We start from the raw sequence: 17045 nt of genomic DNA, 5'->3' as shown, positions 1-17045 counted from the left end.
TTGTAAGGTGGTGCTGTTATGCTGTGGCTTTATCGCCCCCTTGGCAATTACGCACCTGAAGGTAACCCCCCATGGCTTATCCCGGCGACGTCTATTCGAGCAAGTGTTCCGCGCGCGATGCGCTGGCGCTGATTTCCGGCAAGTGGGTGATGCTGATCCTGCCCGCGCTGGCGCAACGGCCGATGCGCAACGGCGAGCTGCTGCGCCGCATCGACGGCATTTCACAGAAGGTGCTGACGCAAACGCTGCGCCAGCTGGAACGCAACGGGCTGCTCGAACGGCTGGATTTAAGTGAAAAGAATCAGGCGCATGTGGAATACCGGCTCAGCGCCGTCGCCTGCTCGCTGGTCGAGACGCTGACGGCGCTGGACCGATGGGCGGAATACCATTTCCCCGAGCTGGACGCCGCCCGCGAGCGCTATGATGCAGACCGCAAGCGCGCGGCCGATTAAAGCGGTTTGGCCCGCAGCGTCTCGCCGCTGCGCACGAAGTTGCCCGCCCCCAGATGATGAAGGGTGTGCAGTTCCGCATTGGCGGCGGTGAAGTTCCAGCGCCCCTGTTGGAACACCCGCTCGTCCGCCGCCGCGCTCAGCACCTCGCCGAAGCAGGTGTCGTATTTTTCCTGCGCGCCGCTTTCCGGCAGTAAGCGGCACTCCAGCCACGCCACGCAGCCCTGTTCGATCAATGGCACCTGCAAGGTGGCGCTCGGCGCCGCGGCGATGTGGAAGCGGGCGAACTTGTCGTCATCCAGCCCGGACACGCTGCCGACCGCGTAGGTGGCGTCGATGAACATGGCTGCCGGCACGCAAATGCCGAATGCGCCGCTCTCCTCGATCATTTGCCGGCTGTGCGCCCCTTTGTCCACCACGATGGCGATGCGCGGCGGGCTGAACTCCACCGGCATCGACCAGGCGGCGGCCATCACGTTACGTTTGGCGCCGTCACGGCTGCGGCTGGTGATCAATACCGTCGGGCCGTGGTTCAGCAGGCGGCTGGCATGTTCGAGGGCGACAGGGCGAAAGTGGCTCATCGGGAAATCCTTGCGAGTGAGTGATTGCCCCGCAGTGTAGATCTACGCCGTAAAGGCAAGCAATGTGGGGCGCACAGAATGCGCAGATGAGACGCTTGTTCCCCGTCTCGCCATCCGTTATCTATAGTTAAATCAATTCGCCGCTAACGGCCCATTCCACCTGAGGATCTTGCCTTGACGTTTTTAAAACACCCTATCGCTGCGCTGGCGCTGGCAAGCGCCGGCCTGCTGTCGGCGGGCGGCGCGCTGGCCGCTTCCGATGCGCTGGTGTACTGCACTGTCGCCTCGCCGGAATCGTTCAACCCGCAGCTCTCCAGCTCCGGGCCGACCTTTATCGCCACCTCGCAGGTGCTGTACAACCGCTTGGTGACGCTGCGCGAAAGCGATAAAACCCCCGCCCCTTCGCTGGCCACCGAGTGGAGCGTCAGCCCGGACGGCAAGACCTACACCTTTACCCTGCGCCAGGGCGTGAAATTCAACAGCAATAAATACTTCACCCCAACACGCGATTTCAACGCCGAAGACGTGGTGTTCACCGTGATGCGGCAGAAGGATCCCGCTAACCCGTATCACAAGGTCTCCGGCGGCAACTATGAATACTTCACCGACATGGGCCTGGATAAGCTGATCGTCAAGGTGGAAGCGGTGGACGAGCATCACGTGCGCTTCACGCTGAGCCAGCCCAATGCCGCCTTCGTCGCCGACTGGGCGATGGATTTCGCCTCGATCCTGTCCGCCGAATACGCCGACGCCATGCTGAAAAAGGGCACGCCGGAATACGTCGACAACTGGCCGATCGGCACCGGGCCGTTCGCACTGCAGCAGTACAAGCAGGATTCGTTGATCCGCTACATCGCCAACCCGCACTACTGGCAGGGCGAAGTGGCCAGCAAACACCTGATCTTCTCGATTACGCCGGATCCGCAAACCCGGCTGGCCAAGCTGAAAACCAATGAATGCCAGATCATCCCCGCGCCGCTGCCGGAACAGTTCGCCGCCATCAGGGCCGACGGCAATCTGCAGTTGCACGACATTACCGGGCTCAACGTCGGTTATCTGGCGTTCAACACCCAGAAAAAACCGTTCGACAACCTGCTGGTGCGCCAGGCGCTGAGCTATGCGGTGGACAAGAAAGCGATCGTCGCCGCAGTGTTCAAAGACAGCGGCACGCCGGCCAACTCGCTGCTGCCGCCGGGTATGCTGGGCTACAACGATAAACTGCCGGAGTACGCCTACGATCCGCAGAAGGCGCGCGAGCTGCTGAAGCAGGCCGGGCTGGAACAGGGCTTTGAGACCGACATCTGGTCGATGCCGGTGCAGCGCCCCTACAACCCGAACTCGAAGCGCATCGCCGAGATGATCCAGAGCGACTGGGCGAAGGTGGGCGTGAAAGCCAAGATCGTGACCTGGGAGTGGGGCCAGTATCTGGCCGGGCTGCGCAAAGGCGAACAGCAGAGCGCGCTGTACGGTTGGGTGTCGGACAACGGCGATCCGGACAACTTCGCCACCCTGCTCGGCTGCGCCGGGGTGCAGAGCGGCGCCAACGTGGCGCGCTGGTGCGATAAGGATTATGACCGGCTGATCCAGCAGGCGATCCAGGAGAACCAGCCGCAGGCGCGCGCCAAGCTGTATCAACAGGCGCAGGTGATCTTCGCCAAACAAGCGCCGTGGCTGCCGCTGGCCACCGGCAAAGTATTCTACGCCACCCGCAGCAATCTGAGCGGCTATGTGGTGGACGTGAACGGCAGCGATTTCGCCAAGGCCAAGTTGAACTGATCCCGGGCGCCGCGGCGAGGGCTGCGGCGCATTAACTTCGCAACTTACGATGCTCGCTGCCTCCCCTGCCACCAGGCACTTAACCCACTAAATTCATAGCTTAATAAGCGGTGTAACCCCTGGCATTTTGCTTAAACTGCACACGGGCGCTTTCCTCGCCTGTAACATTTCGTTACCATCGGCACACAGACCCTTTAACATCAAAAGGTAACCCGGTGCAGAACACCTACATGCCGTGGCAAATTCGCCTGCACTGGCTGGTGGCGATCCTGCTGGTCATCACCTGCGTCACCATCGAGCTGCGCGGCTTTGCCGAACCGGGCAGCGCCCCCTGGTACGTACTGGTTGTCACCCACTTCAGCTGCGGCGTAACGGTGTTTGCGCTGATGATCGCCCGCCTGTTCCTGCGCTGGCGCCACCCCTCGCCCGCCATCGCGCCCAAACCGCCGAAGTGGCAAACCGGCCTGGCGCACCTGACGCACACCCTGATTTACCTGCTGCTGCTGACGCTGCCGGTGCTGGGGGTGTACTCGCGCTATCTGGGCGGCAAGGAGTGGTATCTGTTCGGCCTGCCGATGCCGTTCGCCGACGTGGCCGATCGGCCGCAGGCGCGGATGATTATCGGCTGGCACAAAACGCTGGCGTCATTCGGCTACTGGCTGATCGGCCTGCATGCCGCCGCCGCGCTGTTCCACCACTATATCGTCAAGGACAATGCGTTGGTGCGCATGCTGCCGTTGATGAAAAAGCGCTGAATACCCGGCGCCAGGGATGAATTTTCGGGCCACGCCCGCCGACAGGGAATGACATGCAAACCCAATTTTTTCATGTGACCGTCGAACAATGCGCCTGCCAACAGACGGCGCCCGATAATCTGGTGAGGATCATCGCCTCCGGCCAGACGTTCTTTTTTTATCGTGACGACTTCAGCGACAGCGAAAATCTGCTGGCCAGGCTCGCCGCCGGCGATCGGGTGAAGATCGGCGCCCACCGCCTGCGGGACGGCAGCTACTGGCTGCACTGGCTGCTGCACGGCACTAAAGGCCGGCTGGAGCCTGACAGAACGCTGAAATACAAGCTGAAATACTTTGCCCTGCTGCTGCTGGGCGTCGTGCTGGCCGGCGGTTTCCCGGCGGGCTTTTTCATCATGGACCGGGAAGATTCCTGGCTGACTATTGTCCTGTTCTTTATCGCCATTATCGCCGGCCTTATCGGCATCGGCCTGGTGCTGTTCGTCGGTTCGGAGCTCCTGTTGATTGCGCACCGCGGCCGCAGGCGCCTGCTCAGGGCGCTGGATCGCGTGCTGCAGGGGCAAGACGTCACGCCGCCCGGCTCGCTCAGCCTGAAAATCCCAGGCATCAGATACCGGGCCGTCAGTGCAGAGGCCGCGTCAGAGCCCACAACGCAACAAACCGAGTTCCCCCTCCCTGACGGCGTCGAGGCCTCCGGCATCGAGACGGTCAACGCCCTGAGCTACGAACTCTGCCACTATGAGATCCCGCGGCAGGTGCAGTATTTGGACACTTATGCGTGGCGCCAGAAGGAGACGCACTTCGCGTTGACGACCCGCGCGCTCAACGTCCCCAATACCAAACTGCATCCGGTATTTCGTCGGCAACATCCGCTTTTCATCGCCAAAGGCGATCCGCTGCAGGTGCTGTATTGCGAGAGCGACACCGTCCCCGAGCTCCCTACGGTGCGTGGGATCATCAACCATCGCGATCGCCAGACCTATCTCATCGGCGGCAATCGCTACTTCACCGAAGCCGGCCTTAACCTGAGCGCGCGCGTTGTCTTCATTTTGGGCGCGATCGTGACGTGCTTTGTGCTCGGCCTGGCGGTGGTGGATAACGCCGATACCCCGGTGGGCTTTTACCTGGATGCCTGGACCCTGAAGCGTCTCGGCAGTGAATTGCCACCGATTCTTCTCTTGCTGATGCTGATGGTCAGCGGCCTGGCGCTGCTGATCGAGGGCTTCGCCCAGATCTGCCGCTTTTACTCTTTTGACCAGCACCGCACGTTTAAGACGTTCAAATACCTGCGCCATCTGCGCCGCAGGCTATGGCGGCAGGAACAGGTGACGGAGCTGAAATGATGACGTTAACGCTTTATAAAAGACCCCTTATTATCCTGACGCTGTTTTTGGCCAGCGCGCTGGGCGTCTATTTCCTCGCCCCTGAGCAACGCTATGCACAGTGGCAATGGACCCAGAGCGACGAGGCCTTGCCGACGATAGCCCGTTACGATCTCATCCACAGCTACCCGGCGCAGGACGGCGCTCTGCTGCTCATCAGCAAAAGGAGTGAACGCGGGGCCTACAATAGCTTTTACGGCTGGGCGGCCAACTACCTCAGCCAGGTGTTATTCACCGGCCCTAAGGGGCTGCAGATGCTGGGGCAACTCGACGAGTTGATCTACGATGCGGTTTGCGTCGAGCAGGAGTGCGTGCTTTTTCTGTCCAAGGGGCGCAGGCTGGTCGATGTGCAACGGGGCACCATCGGGCCACTGATCCCCTGGCCGGAGGGTGACGACAACCTGCCTTCCTTTATCGGCGGCAAGCTGGTGGCGCTGCCGGGGAAACGCGCGCTGTATTTCATCAGCACCGAAGGCGTATTCTACAGCCCGGACTTTGGCACCCATTGGCAGCAAACGCTGGATCTGCCGGCACAGCTGGACGCGCGGCAGCTGCTGGGCTTTGAGCGCGGCGAGGAGGACTCACCGACGGCTAACGCCTCCGGTAAGCGCAAATCCATGCCCGAGATCTTTACCGCCGTTGATGGCGAACGCGTGCTGTTCTGGATGAACCCGGTGCTCGGCTCCGGCGCCTTGCATATTGCCGTTAACGGCAAAACCGGCGAGGTGGCCGAACTGCATTGGCTCGCGGTGCGCGTGAAGGAAAGCGCGCAGGCTCCGGATGGCGGCATCTACCTGATCGCGCAAACGCTGGACAGAGGGCTGTATCAGCTTCTGCGTTATCAATCTGACGGGCAGCTGACGGTGCTGTTGGAAAACGGTGATAAATCGCTGTATCAGCTGTGGGCGGGCAACGACAAGCTGGTCGCCCAAACGGATAACGGCGATGCGCGCCTTTCGCTGATTTTCGATCTGCGCTCATCCGACGTGCGCTACCGGCAGCCGTTGGAGTATCGCTACAACGGGCGCGACGACGCACGTCAGACCGTGATCGAACCGGAAAGCCACTATGGCGATGACGGAGAGACCCCGCCACTGCCCTACTTCGTTCGCTATCGCTCCACCACGCCGTGAACATAAGGAACTTGCCATGCTGTTAGGTTATGGCGCCGGCGCCGCGGGGCTGCTGGCGCTGTTGTTGGCCCTGCTGCTCACCGGCATCCTGATCGCCTGGTGGGGATGGCGCTACGCTTCTGCCCGCTGCGGCCGCCCGCGACCGCCGCTCTCCTGGGGCGGCTATCTGCTGGCCTCGGCGCTGGCAGTCTACCCGGTGGCGTGCGCGCTGATGCTTATCGGCATCGTCATCCAGGATTTCAAGAGCCAGCGGGCGGAAGATCGTTGGAATCAACGCAGCTACCTGACGCTCGACGAAGCAAAGCCGTTCGGTGAAACGACGCTACCGAAAGGCAGTTGGGTAAACCGCCAGGAGCCACGCCTGCCCGGCACCGAAGACAGCCCTATCACGATGGACGGCGTGACCGCCGTGCGTTTTCCTCAGCCGCAAAGCGTGGCCGGCGTGCCGATCATCGCCTTCGAGGTTTTACCGCCGGTGATGGAGCTGGCGAGCGCGCACACCTTTACCCGCCCAAGCGGCCAAAGGGTACGCTGCGAAGCCGGTTGGCTGGTCTCTTTCTCTTTACCGCCGGATAAGCCGACCCCGCAGTGGGAAGAGTGGCAGGCCGGGCTGCCTGCGGCGGCGTTTCGGCCCAGCGACTGGATCTTTAGGGAGTGCTTCTCCGGCAGCCCGATCGCCTTACTGACCTTGCACAACGGCGAAGTCAGGGTGCTGCCTTAAACCTTACGCCGTGGCGTTGGGCAAGCGCACGGTCACGCGGTTATTGGCCGTGGGCAGCTGCAGCGGCGTTTCCTGCCAACTCACCGCGATAACCAAGACCGGCGGCGCCGCGACACGCGGCGCACGCCCGTCGGGCTCCACGCCGTAGGCATCCCATTCAATCACGAACACACCGCCGTCTTGCGGCTCGACCCGCTCGACGAAAAAAGTGGTGTCCGAACCGCGCCCGCCCGCCGGTTTGTGTGCGTAAGAGAGCAGGCTGAACCACTCGCCGGCGAAGTACAGATGGTACAGGCCATCGACAATATGCTCGCCGTGGAACTGGCAGCCACCGACGCTCAAGCCGTCACCCGCCGGGGATCCCGCCACGCGCTCAAGATCGCGCACGAAGCGATCGGTTGGCCGGTTATCCAGCAACAGCTCATAAGGCGGCGCGTGCAGCAGCGCGGCAGGATCGTCCGCATGGCGCAGATCCGCCGGCAACATCGAGCGCGCCGCCAGCGCGCGGCCGTTGGGTAAGGCGATCTCCAGACGATCGGCCGGATCCTCTGTCCACAGCGGCACCCACAGACCGCGCACCGCATGCAACGGCGTGGCCTCCGCCTGCCGGCATTTCGCCCGCAGCCGCGCCAGCGCCTCGGCGGAACCGGCGGCCAACGCGTCCTGCTCGCGATCGGTCAATGCAGGCAGCGCGTACATCACCCGGGCGGCAGGCTCGTACACCGTCAGCCCCTCCCCCTCGCGGCTACGGGTCGGGATCAGGCGCAGCTTGCCGCTGTCCACGTCCTGCGGCGCGGCACAGGCGCTATGCACAATCGCCCCGTCACGCAGCAGCAGCGTCCAAAAATTGGGGCCGCCCATACCCAGCTCCCCCACGCCGCCAATCCGCCGATCGCTGTCGCCGGCGTGCGCCATTTCAATCGGCTGCGAGCGCCAGTCGGTCTTACGCCACTCTGCGGCCTCTTCGGGGTCTTGCGCGCTTTTAGCGGCGTACTTCACCCATTGCAGCACGGCAAACAGCGCGATGCACAGCACGCCGAAAACCGGGTGATCCTGCCAAATCAACAACCAACCGACGATCAAAAGGGCCCAGGCGGCCATGGCGATATCCTTTTCCAAGAGAAAACCGCCTGATTCTAGCGCAGGCGGTTAGCGGGGTTGAAAAATATCGCCATCAGGCCAAGCGCTATTTGCCCTTGGCCTGGAACAGCTGGTTCACCAAAGTCGTCGCCGGCATATCCAGCGCCCCGTACAGTTCACCGGCTTTGGCATCGCCATTATCCCCCAGCCACTCTACTCCCACCGTACCGTAATCCGTCGGGATCACTCCGGCCTGAATCAGCCGAGCCATCCCCGCTTCATGCTTGGACTGGTTGAAAGTGCCGGAAGCATCGATCACCACATAGGTGTCGTACCCCGCCGCTTTGGCGGTGATCGCCGGGAACCCGGCACACACTTCCAGCGATACGCCGGCGATCACGATCTTTTTGCGGCCGGTGGCCTCGACCGCTTTGCGCACGTTTGCGTCGTCCCAGGCGTTGACGCTGTGGCGATCGATAATTTTCACACCCGGCAACGCAGCCTTGAGCTCCGGAATGATAGGCCCGAACGGACCGTTGGCACCGGTCGACGTCACGACCACCGGGATCCCCATCACCTGGGCCGCTTTGGCGAGCGCCACGACGTTATGTTTCAGCGTCGCGCTGTCCATATCACGCACGCCGGTGATCAGGCCGATCTGATGGTCAACCAACAACAGTACCGAGTTGTTGCGATCCAACAGCTGCAAAGGGCCAGACGCCTGCTGCGTCTGAGTATGTGGCTGCGACGCAGTCGGCGCGGCGAAGGCCGGCTGCGCCGCCCCGGCCATCGCAATGGCCAAGGCCAACGTGCGGTAAAGGGTTTTCATGATGCTTATCCTCATTTCAACAATGGTGTGCCTGCAGGATAAAACCGCATCAATGAGGGTTAAATAGGCGACAATAGAAGCTATCATTGCAAAAATGATCACAATGAGGTGCGCGATGTCTGTTTTTCCGCTCGATCTCAACGCCATGTATTTTTTCACCCAGGTCGTTGAGCACAAAGGATTTACCGCTGCCGGCAAAGCGCTGGGCATCCCAACCTCTCGCCTGAGTCGCCAGGTGGCGCAATTGGAACGCCAACTCAACCTGCGGTTGCTGCAAAGAACCTCGCGGCGTCTCCAACTCACCGACGTCGGCCACGAGGTCTATCAGCACTGCGTCGCAATGATGCAGCAAGCGCATCAGGCCCAGCAGGCGGCCTTGCGCACGCTGGCCGAACCGAACGGTACCGTACGCTTCAGCGTGTCACCGCTGCTGGCGGACGAAGTGATCGCATCTATTTTGCCGACGTTCATGGCGCGCTTCCCCCGAGTGAACGTGGAAACGCACGTCACTGCCCGACGGGTAGATCTGTTGGAAGAAGGGCTGGACTTCACCCTCCGCGGACTTGGCATCGCCAACGAGGCCGCAGGGCTCATTCAACGGCGGCTCGGCACCGCCAAATGGCTGCTGGCTGCCAGCCCGGCATGGCTGGCGCGACACGGCGCCCCCGCAACGCCACAGCAGCTGAGCGATATGCCCTGCCTGCTTTACCCGCCACAGCAAGGCGCGCCGGGCTGGCGGCTCTACGGGCCGGAAAACGCCGTGATTAACGTGCCCTTCTCGCCCCGGTTAAGCAGCGATAATTTGCAGGTCATCCTGCATGCCGCCCTTGATGGACAAGGCATCTGCGGTATCCCCTACTATGCCTGCCGCCAGGCGCTCGCGCGGGGGGATTTACAAGAGGTGCTCAGCGGGTGGCATCCACAAAATGGCGAGCTGGTGCTGCTTTACCCATCACGGCGTGGTGTGCCACCGGCGGTAAAAGCGCTGATCGAATTTTTTTGCCGGGAAATACCGCCGCTGCTGGACGACCGCTAACCGCAGATAAAGGTGATTATTCCAAACAAAGTGAATAATAAGCCTGGCAATATATCCATATTACCCTCGACGTTATTTATGTAACTGCACGAATCACATAAATAACGCTTCACAGAGTGTTTCCAACGTAAAAAAAATAACTCCCTGCATATCAATAAAATACTTACAACCAGATTAAAAATGAAAGATGAATGCAGAAAAAAACCGCAATAATTTGTGTATATTCTAAACATTGGCTATGTTTAGACATACTATTTATATGCAGGTAAAAACGCTGAATAAAAAAGAGAAAGGCGTTTAGCAAAGTTAAATAAACCCCGCTAGCCACGAGGGTGGAAAAACCATTTTACAACAATATTCCGAGGGGATCTTATTTCCACGGAATGGGTAACCTTGCGTTTGATCAAGCCAATAGGCTACACACCGCAATTAATATCATTATTAATATTCCGGAGAGCGACAATGAAAATCGTTACAGGCATCATCCTTACCTCTATGGCCGCCTTCAGCGGCGCGGCTTACGCGGCCGATGCGCAACCTACCACCGGCAGCGCGGAAGTGACGCTGGAACACGTGCACGCCGTGATGGAAAACGGCAGCCCGGCACCGCAGCACGACGCCGCCTGCAAGAAAGAACTTTCCATGCCGGAATCGAAATATATGGGCATGAAGGTTAAAACCGATTACACCATCAACAGCAGCACCATGATGATGTCGGCCAAATCGATGTTCCCGTCGCCGAACGACAAACAACCGATGGAACTGACCGTCGATCTCTCCGCACTGGGCCTGGCGGATGTGTATGCCTTCGGCGCCTTTAAACCGGCCGCATTGCCGCAGGCCTATATTTATTTCACCATCGACAAGGATTTTAAAAATCCGGTCAGCACCTTTATGATCATCAACCAAGGCAAGCAATATAACTGCGTAATCTCCAGCTCGAATAAAATGATGAGTGAAGAAATGCGTGGCAAGATGATGAAGAAACAGTAGCGGAATGAAAAACGGCGCTTCCCGCAACAGGAAGTGCCGTCAGCAAAGCCTTAAATCAGACCAGGATTGTATTTCTGGTTGAACTTCTCTTCCGATTGGAACAGATAAATAATGCCTTCGATAAAACCGACAATCGCCGGGATCCCCGTCCAGCAGAACAGCAGGTAGAACAGCCCCCACCACTTCATGCCCAGGTAAAACTTGTGAATGCCCAGCCCACCCAGGAAGATGGCCAGCAGGGCCGCCGCAAGCTTGTCTTTTCTGCTCATAGTGCACTTCTCCTTACTTCTCACCGAACCACCGGCATGTCCAAAAAACGGATGCCGCTCCACAGAGCGCCGCATCGCAATGCTTGAGGTGAAAACATTCATCCATCAAGACTCAACAGGAGTAATTATAACAGCGGATGATTAAACGGTTGTTTAACCGGCGAAACAGTGAGCGGAAGGCAAACAGCAAGAAGGATGTCGAAGACAGATACCCCGGCAAAAATTTATCGGTGTTCTGACTCGTAACTTAGACATCGCGTCAATCCTGCAAATCTTCACTTTTTCTGCCTCATTACTTTAAGGATGACGTTTTTCATCATACTCCCCATCCATAAGCGTTAATGATCAGCTTCTAGAATATATCAAACGGTTATGTCAACATCAGGCAGAAACGCCAACATGTTGTTAAACATAATCGACACTGCCGACCGATTCCGAGCATAAAAACCACCCATCTTCATAAAACCTTGATAACTACCAAACAGTAAATTAACAGTTGTCGATTAACATAGTCTAAGTACCGAAATATTGCACTAACCTTAAACACGAAAGAAATAGCAATCTTGGAAAACAACTTGAAAGAAAACATCCTATACGAATTAATTTCCGGCAAACTAGTTCCTGGCCCAACATGGAAAAAAAAGAGTTTCAGGGCGAAGTTCTTAGTTCGGATTATTTTATACTATTCATCTACGAAGAAAATACTTTCAGCGATATCTCAGCAGGATAAACTCAGGCGAGTTTTGTATTATCAAGACACATTCCCATGTAAAACGCACCGGCAATACCTGACGCGCAACCTCAATGCCAAACAACGTGCATCGGCAATTGTCAGCCATTATCGGTATGTGTCCTCTCTCAGTAACAAAGCACTGTCCAGCGCGCTGATATCGCGTGAAGAAACGATTTTGGCGGAATTCACCGGCAGAGAGGAGGCTCGTTTTACCATTTCAGCCTCTTGTGCGCACAAAGCAGAACGAGAAGGCGAGTCAACGCTATGGTTGCGTGGCGACAATAAAGAACTACTTGCCAGCGCGACATTTTCTGCCGTATCCGAGAGGGCCGAATGGCATTTCGTCATTGGTGGCCTGCAAGGTCCTGGACGACATGTCCCTCACGAGACCATCAAAGAAGCTACGCGCGCTCTGTCGGGTATTTTCCCCAAACGTGTTTTGATAGAGTTTATTAGCCGCCTCGCGGAACTCACCGCGGTACGCGCTATTTATGGCGTCAGCGATAATGGACACGTTTTTCGCTCACTGCGGTATCGAATGAGTAAAGGCCGACATTTACATGCAAGTTACGACGATTTCTGGTCGTTAATAGGTGGGGTAAAACAGAATTCGTGGCGCTGGCAGTTGCCCTTGACGTTTGAAAGAAAATCCTTGGAACATATCCCCAGTAAAAAACGGGCGGAGTATCGCCGACGTTTTCAGATCATAGACGATATAGCAGAGCAAGTTCGCACGCTTAATACGACTAACCTCTGCGCGAAAATCGCATAATAAAACTATCATGATCATTATTGGGACAGTTTTTTGAGTCAAATACCCCGTACATTGCCCCCCAATCGCAGGGAAAACCAGTTGCCATCCTTCTGTCGGCCAGCGCTACAGCACATCGACGCGTCGTCACACGATAAGACGCTTTGCCCGCAGTGCGACATGCTGGTGGCGCTGCCGCCGCTGGCCTATGGCAGCAAAGCGGTATGCCCGCGCTGCAAAACCACGCTCAGCGCCCGCTGGGACGAGCCGCGCAAGCGGCCGATCGGTTACGCGCTCAGCGCCTTGTTCATGCTGGTGCTGGCCAACATTTTCCCGTTTATCAACATGCGCGTCGCCGGCCTCGGCAACGAAATCAGGCTGATCCAAATCCCGGAAGTCATGGTGGCGGAAGACTATGCCAGCATGGCCACCTTGTTTATGGTGTTCGTGCAGCTGATCCCGGCGTTTTGCATGGTGGCGATCATTCTGCTGTGCGCCAAAGTGCGTTTGCCGCTGGGACTGAAAGAGTGGATGGCCCGGGTGCTGTTTCAGTTCAAGACCTGGTGCATGGTGGAGATTTTCCTCGCCGGGGTGTTGGTCAGCTTCGTCAAGCTGATGGCCTATGGCGATATCGGCATCGGCAGCAGCTTCGTGCCTTACTGTCTGTTCTGCCTGCTGCAGGTGCGCGCTTTCCAGTGCGTGGATAGGCGCTGGCTGTGGCAGGACATCGAACCGGCGCCGCGTCTTGATCGCCCGCTGACGGTGGGGCGCACCGGCATGCGGCAGGGCGTGCGCTCCTGCGCCTGCTGCACGGCGATCCTGCCGGCCAATCAGGTGCGCTGTCCGCGCTGCCACACCAACGGCTACGTGCGTCGCCGCCACAGCCTGCAATGGACGCTGGCGCTGCTGGTGACCTCCATCATGCTGTATATCCCGGCCAACCTGATGCCCATCATGGTGACCGAGGCGCTGGGCAACAAGATGAACTCCACCATCATGGCGGGGGTGATCCTGCTGTGGGGGGACGGCTCTTATCCGGTGGCGATGGTGATTTTCATCGCCAGTATCATGGTGCCATCGCTGAAAATGCTGGCGATCGGCTGGCTGTGCTGGGATGCCAACGGCAGGAAGAAGCCGCGTGCCGACAGCGAGCGCATGCACCTGATTTATGAAGTGGTCGAATTCGTTGGCCGATGGTCAATGATCGACGTGTTTGTGATCGCCGTATTGTCGGCGCTGGTGCGAATGGGGCAGTTGATGAGCATTTACCCCGCGACGGGCGCCGTGCTGTTCGCGCTGGTGGTGATCCTCACCATGTTCGCCGCCATGACATTTGATCCCCGGCTGACCTGGGATCGCGCAAGTGAAACAATCAACAAGGAGCCGCAAGGTGACGGAAAATAATCATAGCGTCGCGGACGTCGAGAAGATCAAACGCTGGTCGCCGGTGTGGATCATTCCCATCGTAACCGCACTGATCGGCGCCTGGATCCTGTTTTACCACTTCAGCCATCAGGGGCCGGTAGTGACGCTGGTGACCTCGACGGCGGAAGGGCTGGAAGCGGGTAAAACCAAAATCAAAAGCCGCAGCGTGGACGTCGGCGTGGTGGAAACCGTCACGCTGAGCGATGATTTGAGCAAGGTGATGGTACAGGCGCGCCTCAATTCCGGCATGGAAAAATTGCTGCGCCAGGATTCCGCCTTCTGGGTAGTGAAGCCGCAGATCGGCCGTGAAGGCGTCTCCGGGCTGGGGACGCTGCTCTCCGGCGCCTATATCGAACTGCAGCCGGGCAACAAGGGCAAAGACGGCAAAGACAACTATCAGCTGCTCGACGCGCCGCCGCTGGCCTCTCCGGACGCCAAAGGGCTGCGTATCGTACTGGACAGCGAGAAATCGGGCCAGCTCAACGCCGGCGATCCGGTGCTGTTCCGCGGTTATCGCGTTGGGTCGGTAGAGACCAGCTATTTCGATCCTAAAGCGCGCGCCATGCGCTATCAGCTGTTCATTACCGCGCCTTACGATCAGTTGGTCACCACCAACGTGCGCTTCTGGAAAGACAGCGGCGTGGCGTTTGACATGTCGGCACAGGGCATGCGGGTGGAGATGGGGTCGCTGACTACCCTGTTCAGCGGCGGCGTCAGCTTCGACGTGCCGGACGGCTGGGATCGCGGCGAACTGGCGAAAGAGAAGGCGGAGTACCAGCTGTTCGACAACCAGCGCAGCACGCAGGATTCGCTGTATACCGTGCATAAGGACTACCTGCTGTTCTTCTCCGATTCGGTACGCGGCCTGCAGCCGGGCGCGCCGGTCGAATTCCGCGGCATCCGCCTGGGCACGGTGGCGCAGGTGCCGTTCTATAAAGAAGGCATGGCGCAGCGCCTGGATAACGATTACCGCATTCCGGTGCTGATCCGCATTGAGCCGGATCGGCTTCATAAACAGCTGGGGGACAATGTCGATATTGAAGGGCATCTGAAAGACGCGGAATCTCGTGGTTTACGCGCCTCGATGAAGTCCGCCAACCTGCTGACCGGTTCGCTGTATATCGATCTCGACTTCTATCCGCAGGAGAAACCGTGGAAAGGGCCGCGCGAGCTGTTCGGTTATCCGCTGATGCCGACCACCAGCGGCGGTCTGGCACAGATCCAGCAGAAACTGATGCAGACGCTGGACAAGATCAACGCGATGCCGATCAATCCGATGATCAACGAGGCGACCAAGACGCTGGCGGAAAGTCAGAAAACCATGAAGTCGACGCAGCAGACCATGAAGTCGTTGAACGACATCATCGCCAGCAAAGAGATGCAGGCGCTGCCGCAGGACATGCAGAAAACGCTGCTGGAGCTGAACCGCAGCATGAAAGGGTTCCAGCCTGGTTCACCGGCTTACAACAAGATGGTGGGCGATATGCAGCGCCTCGACCAGGTGTTGCGTGAGCTGCAACCGGTGCTGCGCACCCTGAATGAGAAGAGCAACGCGCTGGTGTTTGAAGCCGCCGGCAGCACTGACCCTCAGCCGAAGAAGGCCACGAAATGATGAAATGGATCCCGGTAGCCCTGGCGCTGTTGCTCAGCGCCTGCAGCAGTTCGCCACAGAAGACCTACTATCAGTTGCCGGCGCTGGGTGCGCCGGCTGCGGTCAGCAGCGGCGGCGCCTCCACGCGCCAGCTGTGGCTGGAGCACGTGAGCGTGGCGGATTATCTGGCGCAGAGCGGCGTGGTGTATCAGACCAACGACGTGCAGTATGTGATAGCGCAGAACAACCTGTGGGCCAGCCCGCTCGACCAGCAGCTGCAGCAAACGCTGGTCACCAACCTGAGCAGCGCGCTGCCGGGTTGGGTGGTCTCTTCGCAGCCGATGAGCAGCGATCAGGATGTGCTGAACGTCACCATCAGCGGTTTCCATGGCCGCTTTGACGGCAAGGCGATCGTTCGCGGCGAGTGGGTGCTGAACCGCCAGGGACGCTTGATCAAACGGCCTTTCAGCCTGGAATTAAAGCAGGGTGAAGACGGCTATGATGCCCTGGTGCGCACGCTGGCGCAGGGCTGGCAGCAGGAAGCCCAGGCTATCGCCAAGGTGTTGTCCCCCTGAAATGGCAATCAACAGCCATAATGCACCGGTGACGGCTTATGGTGATGGGATCAGATTCGGGATTAAGCCTGTTGACGACGCACCAGAATAAAAGAAAAAGTAAAAAAAAAGTTCCCATCTTACTTGGGAACTTTTTGATAAAAAATAACAGCATGACGACAGTCATTACCGCCTGCGCTCACAGCGTTGTCCATGCAAAAAAAAGCTTTATGGCAGCCAAGAGCATCCGAGCATTATCAGAACTGATATAGATATAAGATTTTAGATATTATTCTCATCTGATATGCGCAACCCCATGCATATCAGCCTCTGAAGCGTTAGCGTTTATTGCATTGTGACGAGTTCAACGACGCCATTTATAACAAACTGAACCCCCATACAGACCAGCAGGAATCCCATCACCCTGGAAATAGCATCGATTCCCGATGTTCCTACAAGCTTCATAACACCCAGTGACGCCCGCAGAGACACCCATAAAATCAGAGAAATGGCTATCGCAATCAGGGGGGGCGCGGTATAGGCGACCCACAAATCCAGATGCGATGTTTCAGCGCTGAATGTCGACGCGGCACTGATCAACATAGCAATGGTACCTGGGCCTGCCGTACTGGGCATTGCCAAGGGGATAAATGCTATATTTTTGGTTTTCCCCTTCTCGCCGCTTTGAGGCTTGTTCACATCCTGCGGAAACAGCATGTTAAACCCAATAAAGGCAACGATCATTCCACCTGCAATTCGTAATCCCGGAATGGATATGCCAAAGGTATTAATAACAGCCTTACCGGCATACCATGCAACCATCATAATCACAAAGACATAGAAAGCCGCCATAGCTGACTGCTTCTTTTTTTCTTGTTCAGACATGTCGCCTGAAAGCCCAAGAAAAAGAGCGACAGTGGTCAATGGGTTTACCAGCGGCAGTAATAAAACCAACCCTAGCCCAATAAGTTTAAATAACTCAAACATCTT

17 protein-coding genes are annotated in these 17045 nt (G+C 58.0%); 12 read left to right on the top strand and 5 right to left on the bottom strand.

Translation table 11 applies throughout. The annotated features are described in order from the left end of the window. The first annotated feature begins 71 nt into the window (after positions 1 to 71). Positions 72 to 452 carry a winged helix-turn-helix transcriptional regulator gene (locus QDT79_RS08805; RefSeq protein ID WP_038873124.1) on the top strand — a complete coding sequence of 127 codons (381 nt, stop codon included), beginning with the start codon at positions 72 to 74 and terminating at the stop codon, positions 450 to 452. On the opposite strand, the gene QDT79_RS08800 is transcribed toward QDT79_RS08805, so the two are convergent. After that, positions 449 to 1030 carry a flavin reductase family protein gene (locus tag QDT79_RS08800; protein WP_107227148.1) on the bottom strand — a complete coding sequence of 194 codons (582 nt, stop codon included), beginning with the start codon at positions 1028 to 1030 and terminating at the stop codon, positions 449 to 451. The two genes, QDT79_RS08805 and QDT79_RS08800, sit on opposite strands and share 4 nt — an antisense overlap. Before the next feature lie 174 nt (positions 1031 to 1204). On the opposite strand from QDT79_RS08800, the gene QDT79_RS08795 reads away from it, so the two are divergent. The 5 genes from QDT79_RS08795 (at position 1205) to QDT79_RS08775 (ending at position 6794) form a co-directional block, all read left to right on the top strand. Then, positions 1205 to 2806, top strand: coding sequence for an ABC transporter substrate-binding protein (locus QDT79_RS08795; RefSeq protein ID WP_063990863.1), 1602 nt, complete (start codon positions 1205 to 1207; stop codon positions 2804 to 2806). 230 nt (positions 2807 to 3036) lie between these two features. After that, positions 3037 to 3561, top strand: a complete 525-nt coding sequence (gene cybB, locus QDT79_RS08790; protein ID WP_079656961.1) for a cytochrome b561 — start codon at positions 3037 to 3039, stop codon at positions 3559 to 3561. 53 nt (positions 3562 to 3614) lie between these two features. Beyond that, positions 3615 to 4901: a hypothetical protein gene (locus QDT79_RS08785; RefSeq protein ID WP_308316406.1), complete on the top strand. Its 1287-nt coding sequence runs from the start codon at positions 3615 to 3617 to the stop codon at positions 4899 to 4901. Beyond that, the gene (locus QDT79_RS08780) at positions 4898 to 6073 is read left to right on the top strand and encodes a hypothetical protein (protein ID WP_107227146.1); all 1176 of its coding nucleotides are present in this window, start codon (positions 4898 to 4900) and stop codon (positions 6071 to 6073) included. The genes QDT79_RS08785 and QDT79_RS08780 overlap by 4 nt, the downstream gene beginning before the upstream one ends. 16 nt (positions 6074 to 6089) lie before the next feature. Continuing rightward, on the top strand, positions 6090 to 6794 hold the full coding sequence (locus tag QDT79_RS08775; protein ID WP_107227145.1) for a hypothetical protein: 705 nt from the start codon (positions 6090 to 6092) through the stop codon (positions 6792 to 6794). A gap of 3 nt (positions 6795 to 6797) precedes the next feature. Here the strand turns inward: QDT79_RS08775 and QDT79_RS08770 are convergent, their stop codons facing one another. Together QDT79_RS08770 and QDT79_RS08765 are read right to left on the bottom strand one after the other, a co-directional pair. Continuing rightward, positions 6798 to 7895, bottom strand: a complete 1098-nt coding sequence (locus QDT79_RS08770; protein ID WP_308316405.1) for a hypothetical protein — start codon at positions 7893 to 7895, stop codon at positions 6798 to 6800. An 85-nt stretch (positions 7896 to 7980) separates the two neighbouring features. Continuing rightward, positions 7981 to 8703, bottom strand: a complete 723-nt coding sequence (locus QDT79_RS08765) for an isochorismatase family protein (protein ID WP_308316404.1) — start codon at positions 8701 to 8703, stop codon at positions 7981 to 7983. Positions 8704 to 8818: 115 nt separating this feature from the next. Between QDT79_RS08765 and QDT79_RS08760 the strand changes: the two genes are divergently transcribed. Both QDT79_RS08760 and QDT79_RS08755 read left to right on the top strand, forming a co-directional pair. Beyond that, the gene (locus QDT79_RS08760; protein WP_219229512.1) at positions 8819 to 9739 is read left to right on the top strand and encodes a LysR substrate-binding domain-containing protein; all 921 of its coding nucleotides are present in this window, start codon (positions 8819 to 8821) and stop codon (positions 9737 to 9739) included. A 462-nt stretch (positions 9740 to 10201) separates the two neighbouring features. Further along, the gene (locus tag QDT79_RS08755; RefSeq protein WP_197817022.1) at positions 10202 to 10732 is read left to right on the top strand and encodes a hypothetical protein; all 531 of its coding nucleotides are present in this window, start codon (positions 10202 to 10204) and stop codon (positions 10730 to 10732) included. A gap of 50 nt (positions 10733 to 10782) precedes the next feature. On the opposite strand, the gene QDT79_RS08750 is transcribed toward QDT79_RS08755, so the two are convergent. Next, positions 10783 to 11001, bottom strand: coding sequence for a TM2 domain-containing protein (locus tag QDT79_RS08750; protein WP_015376761.1), 219 nt, complete (start codon positions 10999 to 11001; stop codon positions 10783 to 10785). 563 nt (positions 11002 to 11564) lie between these two features. Here QDT79_RS08750 and QDT79_RS08745 point away from each other — a divergent pair. The 4 genes from QDT79_RS08745 (at position 11565) to pqiC (ending at position 16076) form a co-directional block, all read left to right on the top strand. Further along, complete coding sequence (locus tag QDT79_RS08745) at positions 11565 to 12506, top strand: VirK/YbjX family protein (protein ID WP_308316403.1); 942 nt, start codon at positions 11565 to 11567, stop codon at positions 12504 to 12506. Positions 12507 to 12587: 81 nt separating this feature from the next. Further along, positions 12588 to 13889: a membrane integrity-associated transporter subunit PqiA gene (gene pqiA / locus QDT79_RS08740; RefSeq protein ID WP_308316402.1), complete on the top strand. Its 1302-nt coding sequence runs from the start codon at positions 12588 to 12590 to the stop codon at positions 13887 to 13889. Next, positions 13876 to 15522 (top strand): intermembrane transport protein PqiB, encoded by a 1647-nt coding sequence (gene pqiB, locus QDT79_RS08735; protein WP_308316401.1) that lies wholly within the window; start codon positions 13876 to 13878, stop codon positions 15520 to 15522. Before pqiA ends, pqiB begins: the two co-directional genes overlap by 14 nt. Next, the gene (gene pqiC / locus QDT79_RS08730; RefSeq protein ID WP_308316400.1) at positions 15519 to 16076 is read left to right on the top strand and encodes a membrane integrity-associated transporter subunit PqiC; all 558 of its coding nucleotides are present in this window, start codon (positions 15519 to 15521) and stop codon (positions 16074 to 16076) included. The genes pqiB and pqiC overlap by 4 nt, the downstream gene beginning before the upstream one ends. A 324-nt stretch (positions 16077 to 16400) precedes the next feature. Here the strand turns inward: pqiC and QDT79_RS08725 are convergent, their stop codons facing one another. Further along, on the bottom strand, positions 16401 to 17042 hold the full coding sequence (locus QDT79_RS08725; protein WP_048322281.1) for a MarC family NAAT transporter: 642 nt from the start codon (positions 17040 to 17042) through the stop codon (positions 16401 to 16403). Positions 17043 to 17045 lie beyond the last annotated feature (3 nt).

It is taken from the genome of Serratia marcescens (assembly GCF_029846115.1).
Taxonomy (GTDB): Bacteria; Pseudomonadota; Gammaproteobacteria; order Enterobacterales; family Enterobacteriaceae; genus Serratia; species Serratia marcescens_L.
This window is presented reverse-complemented; position numbering and strand designations above follow the sequence as displayed.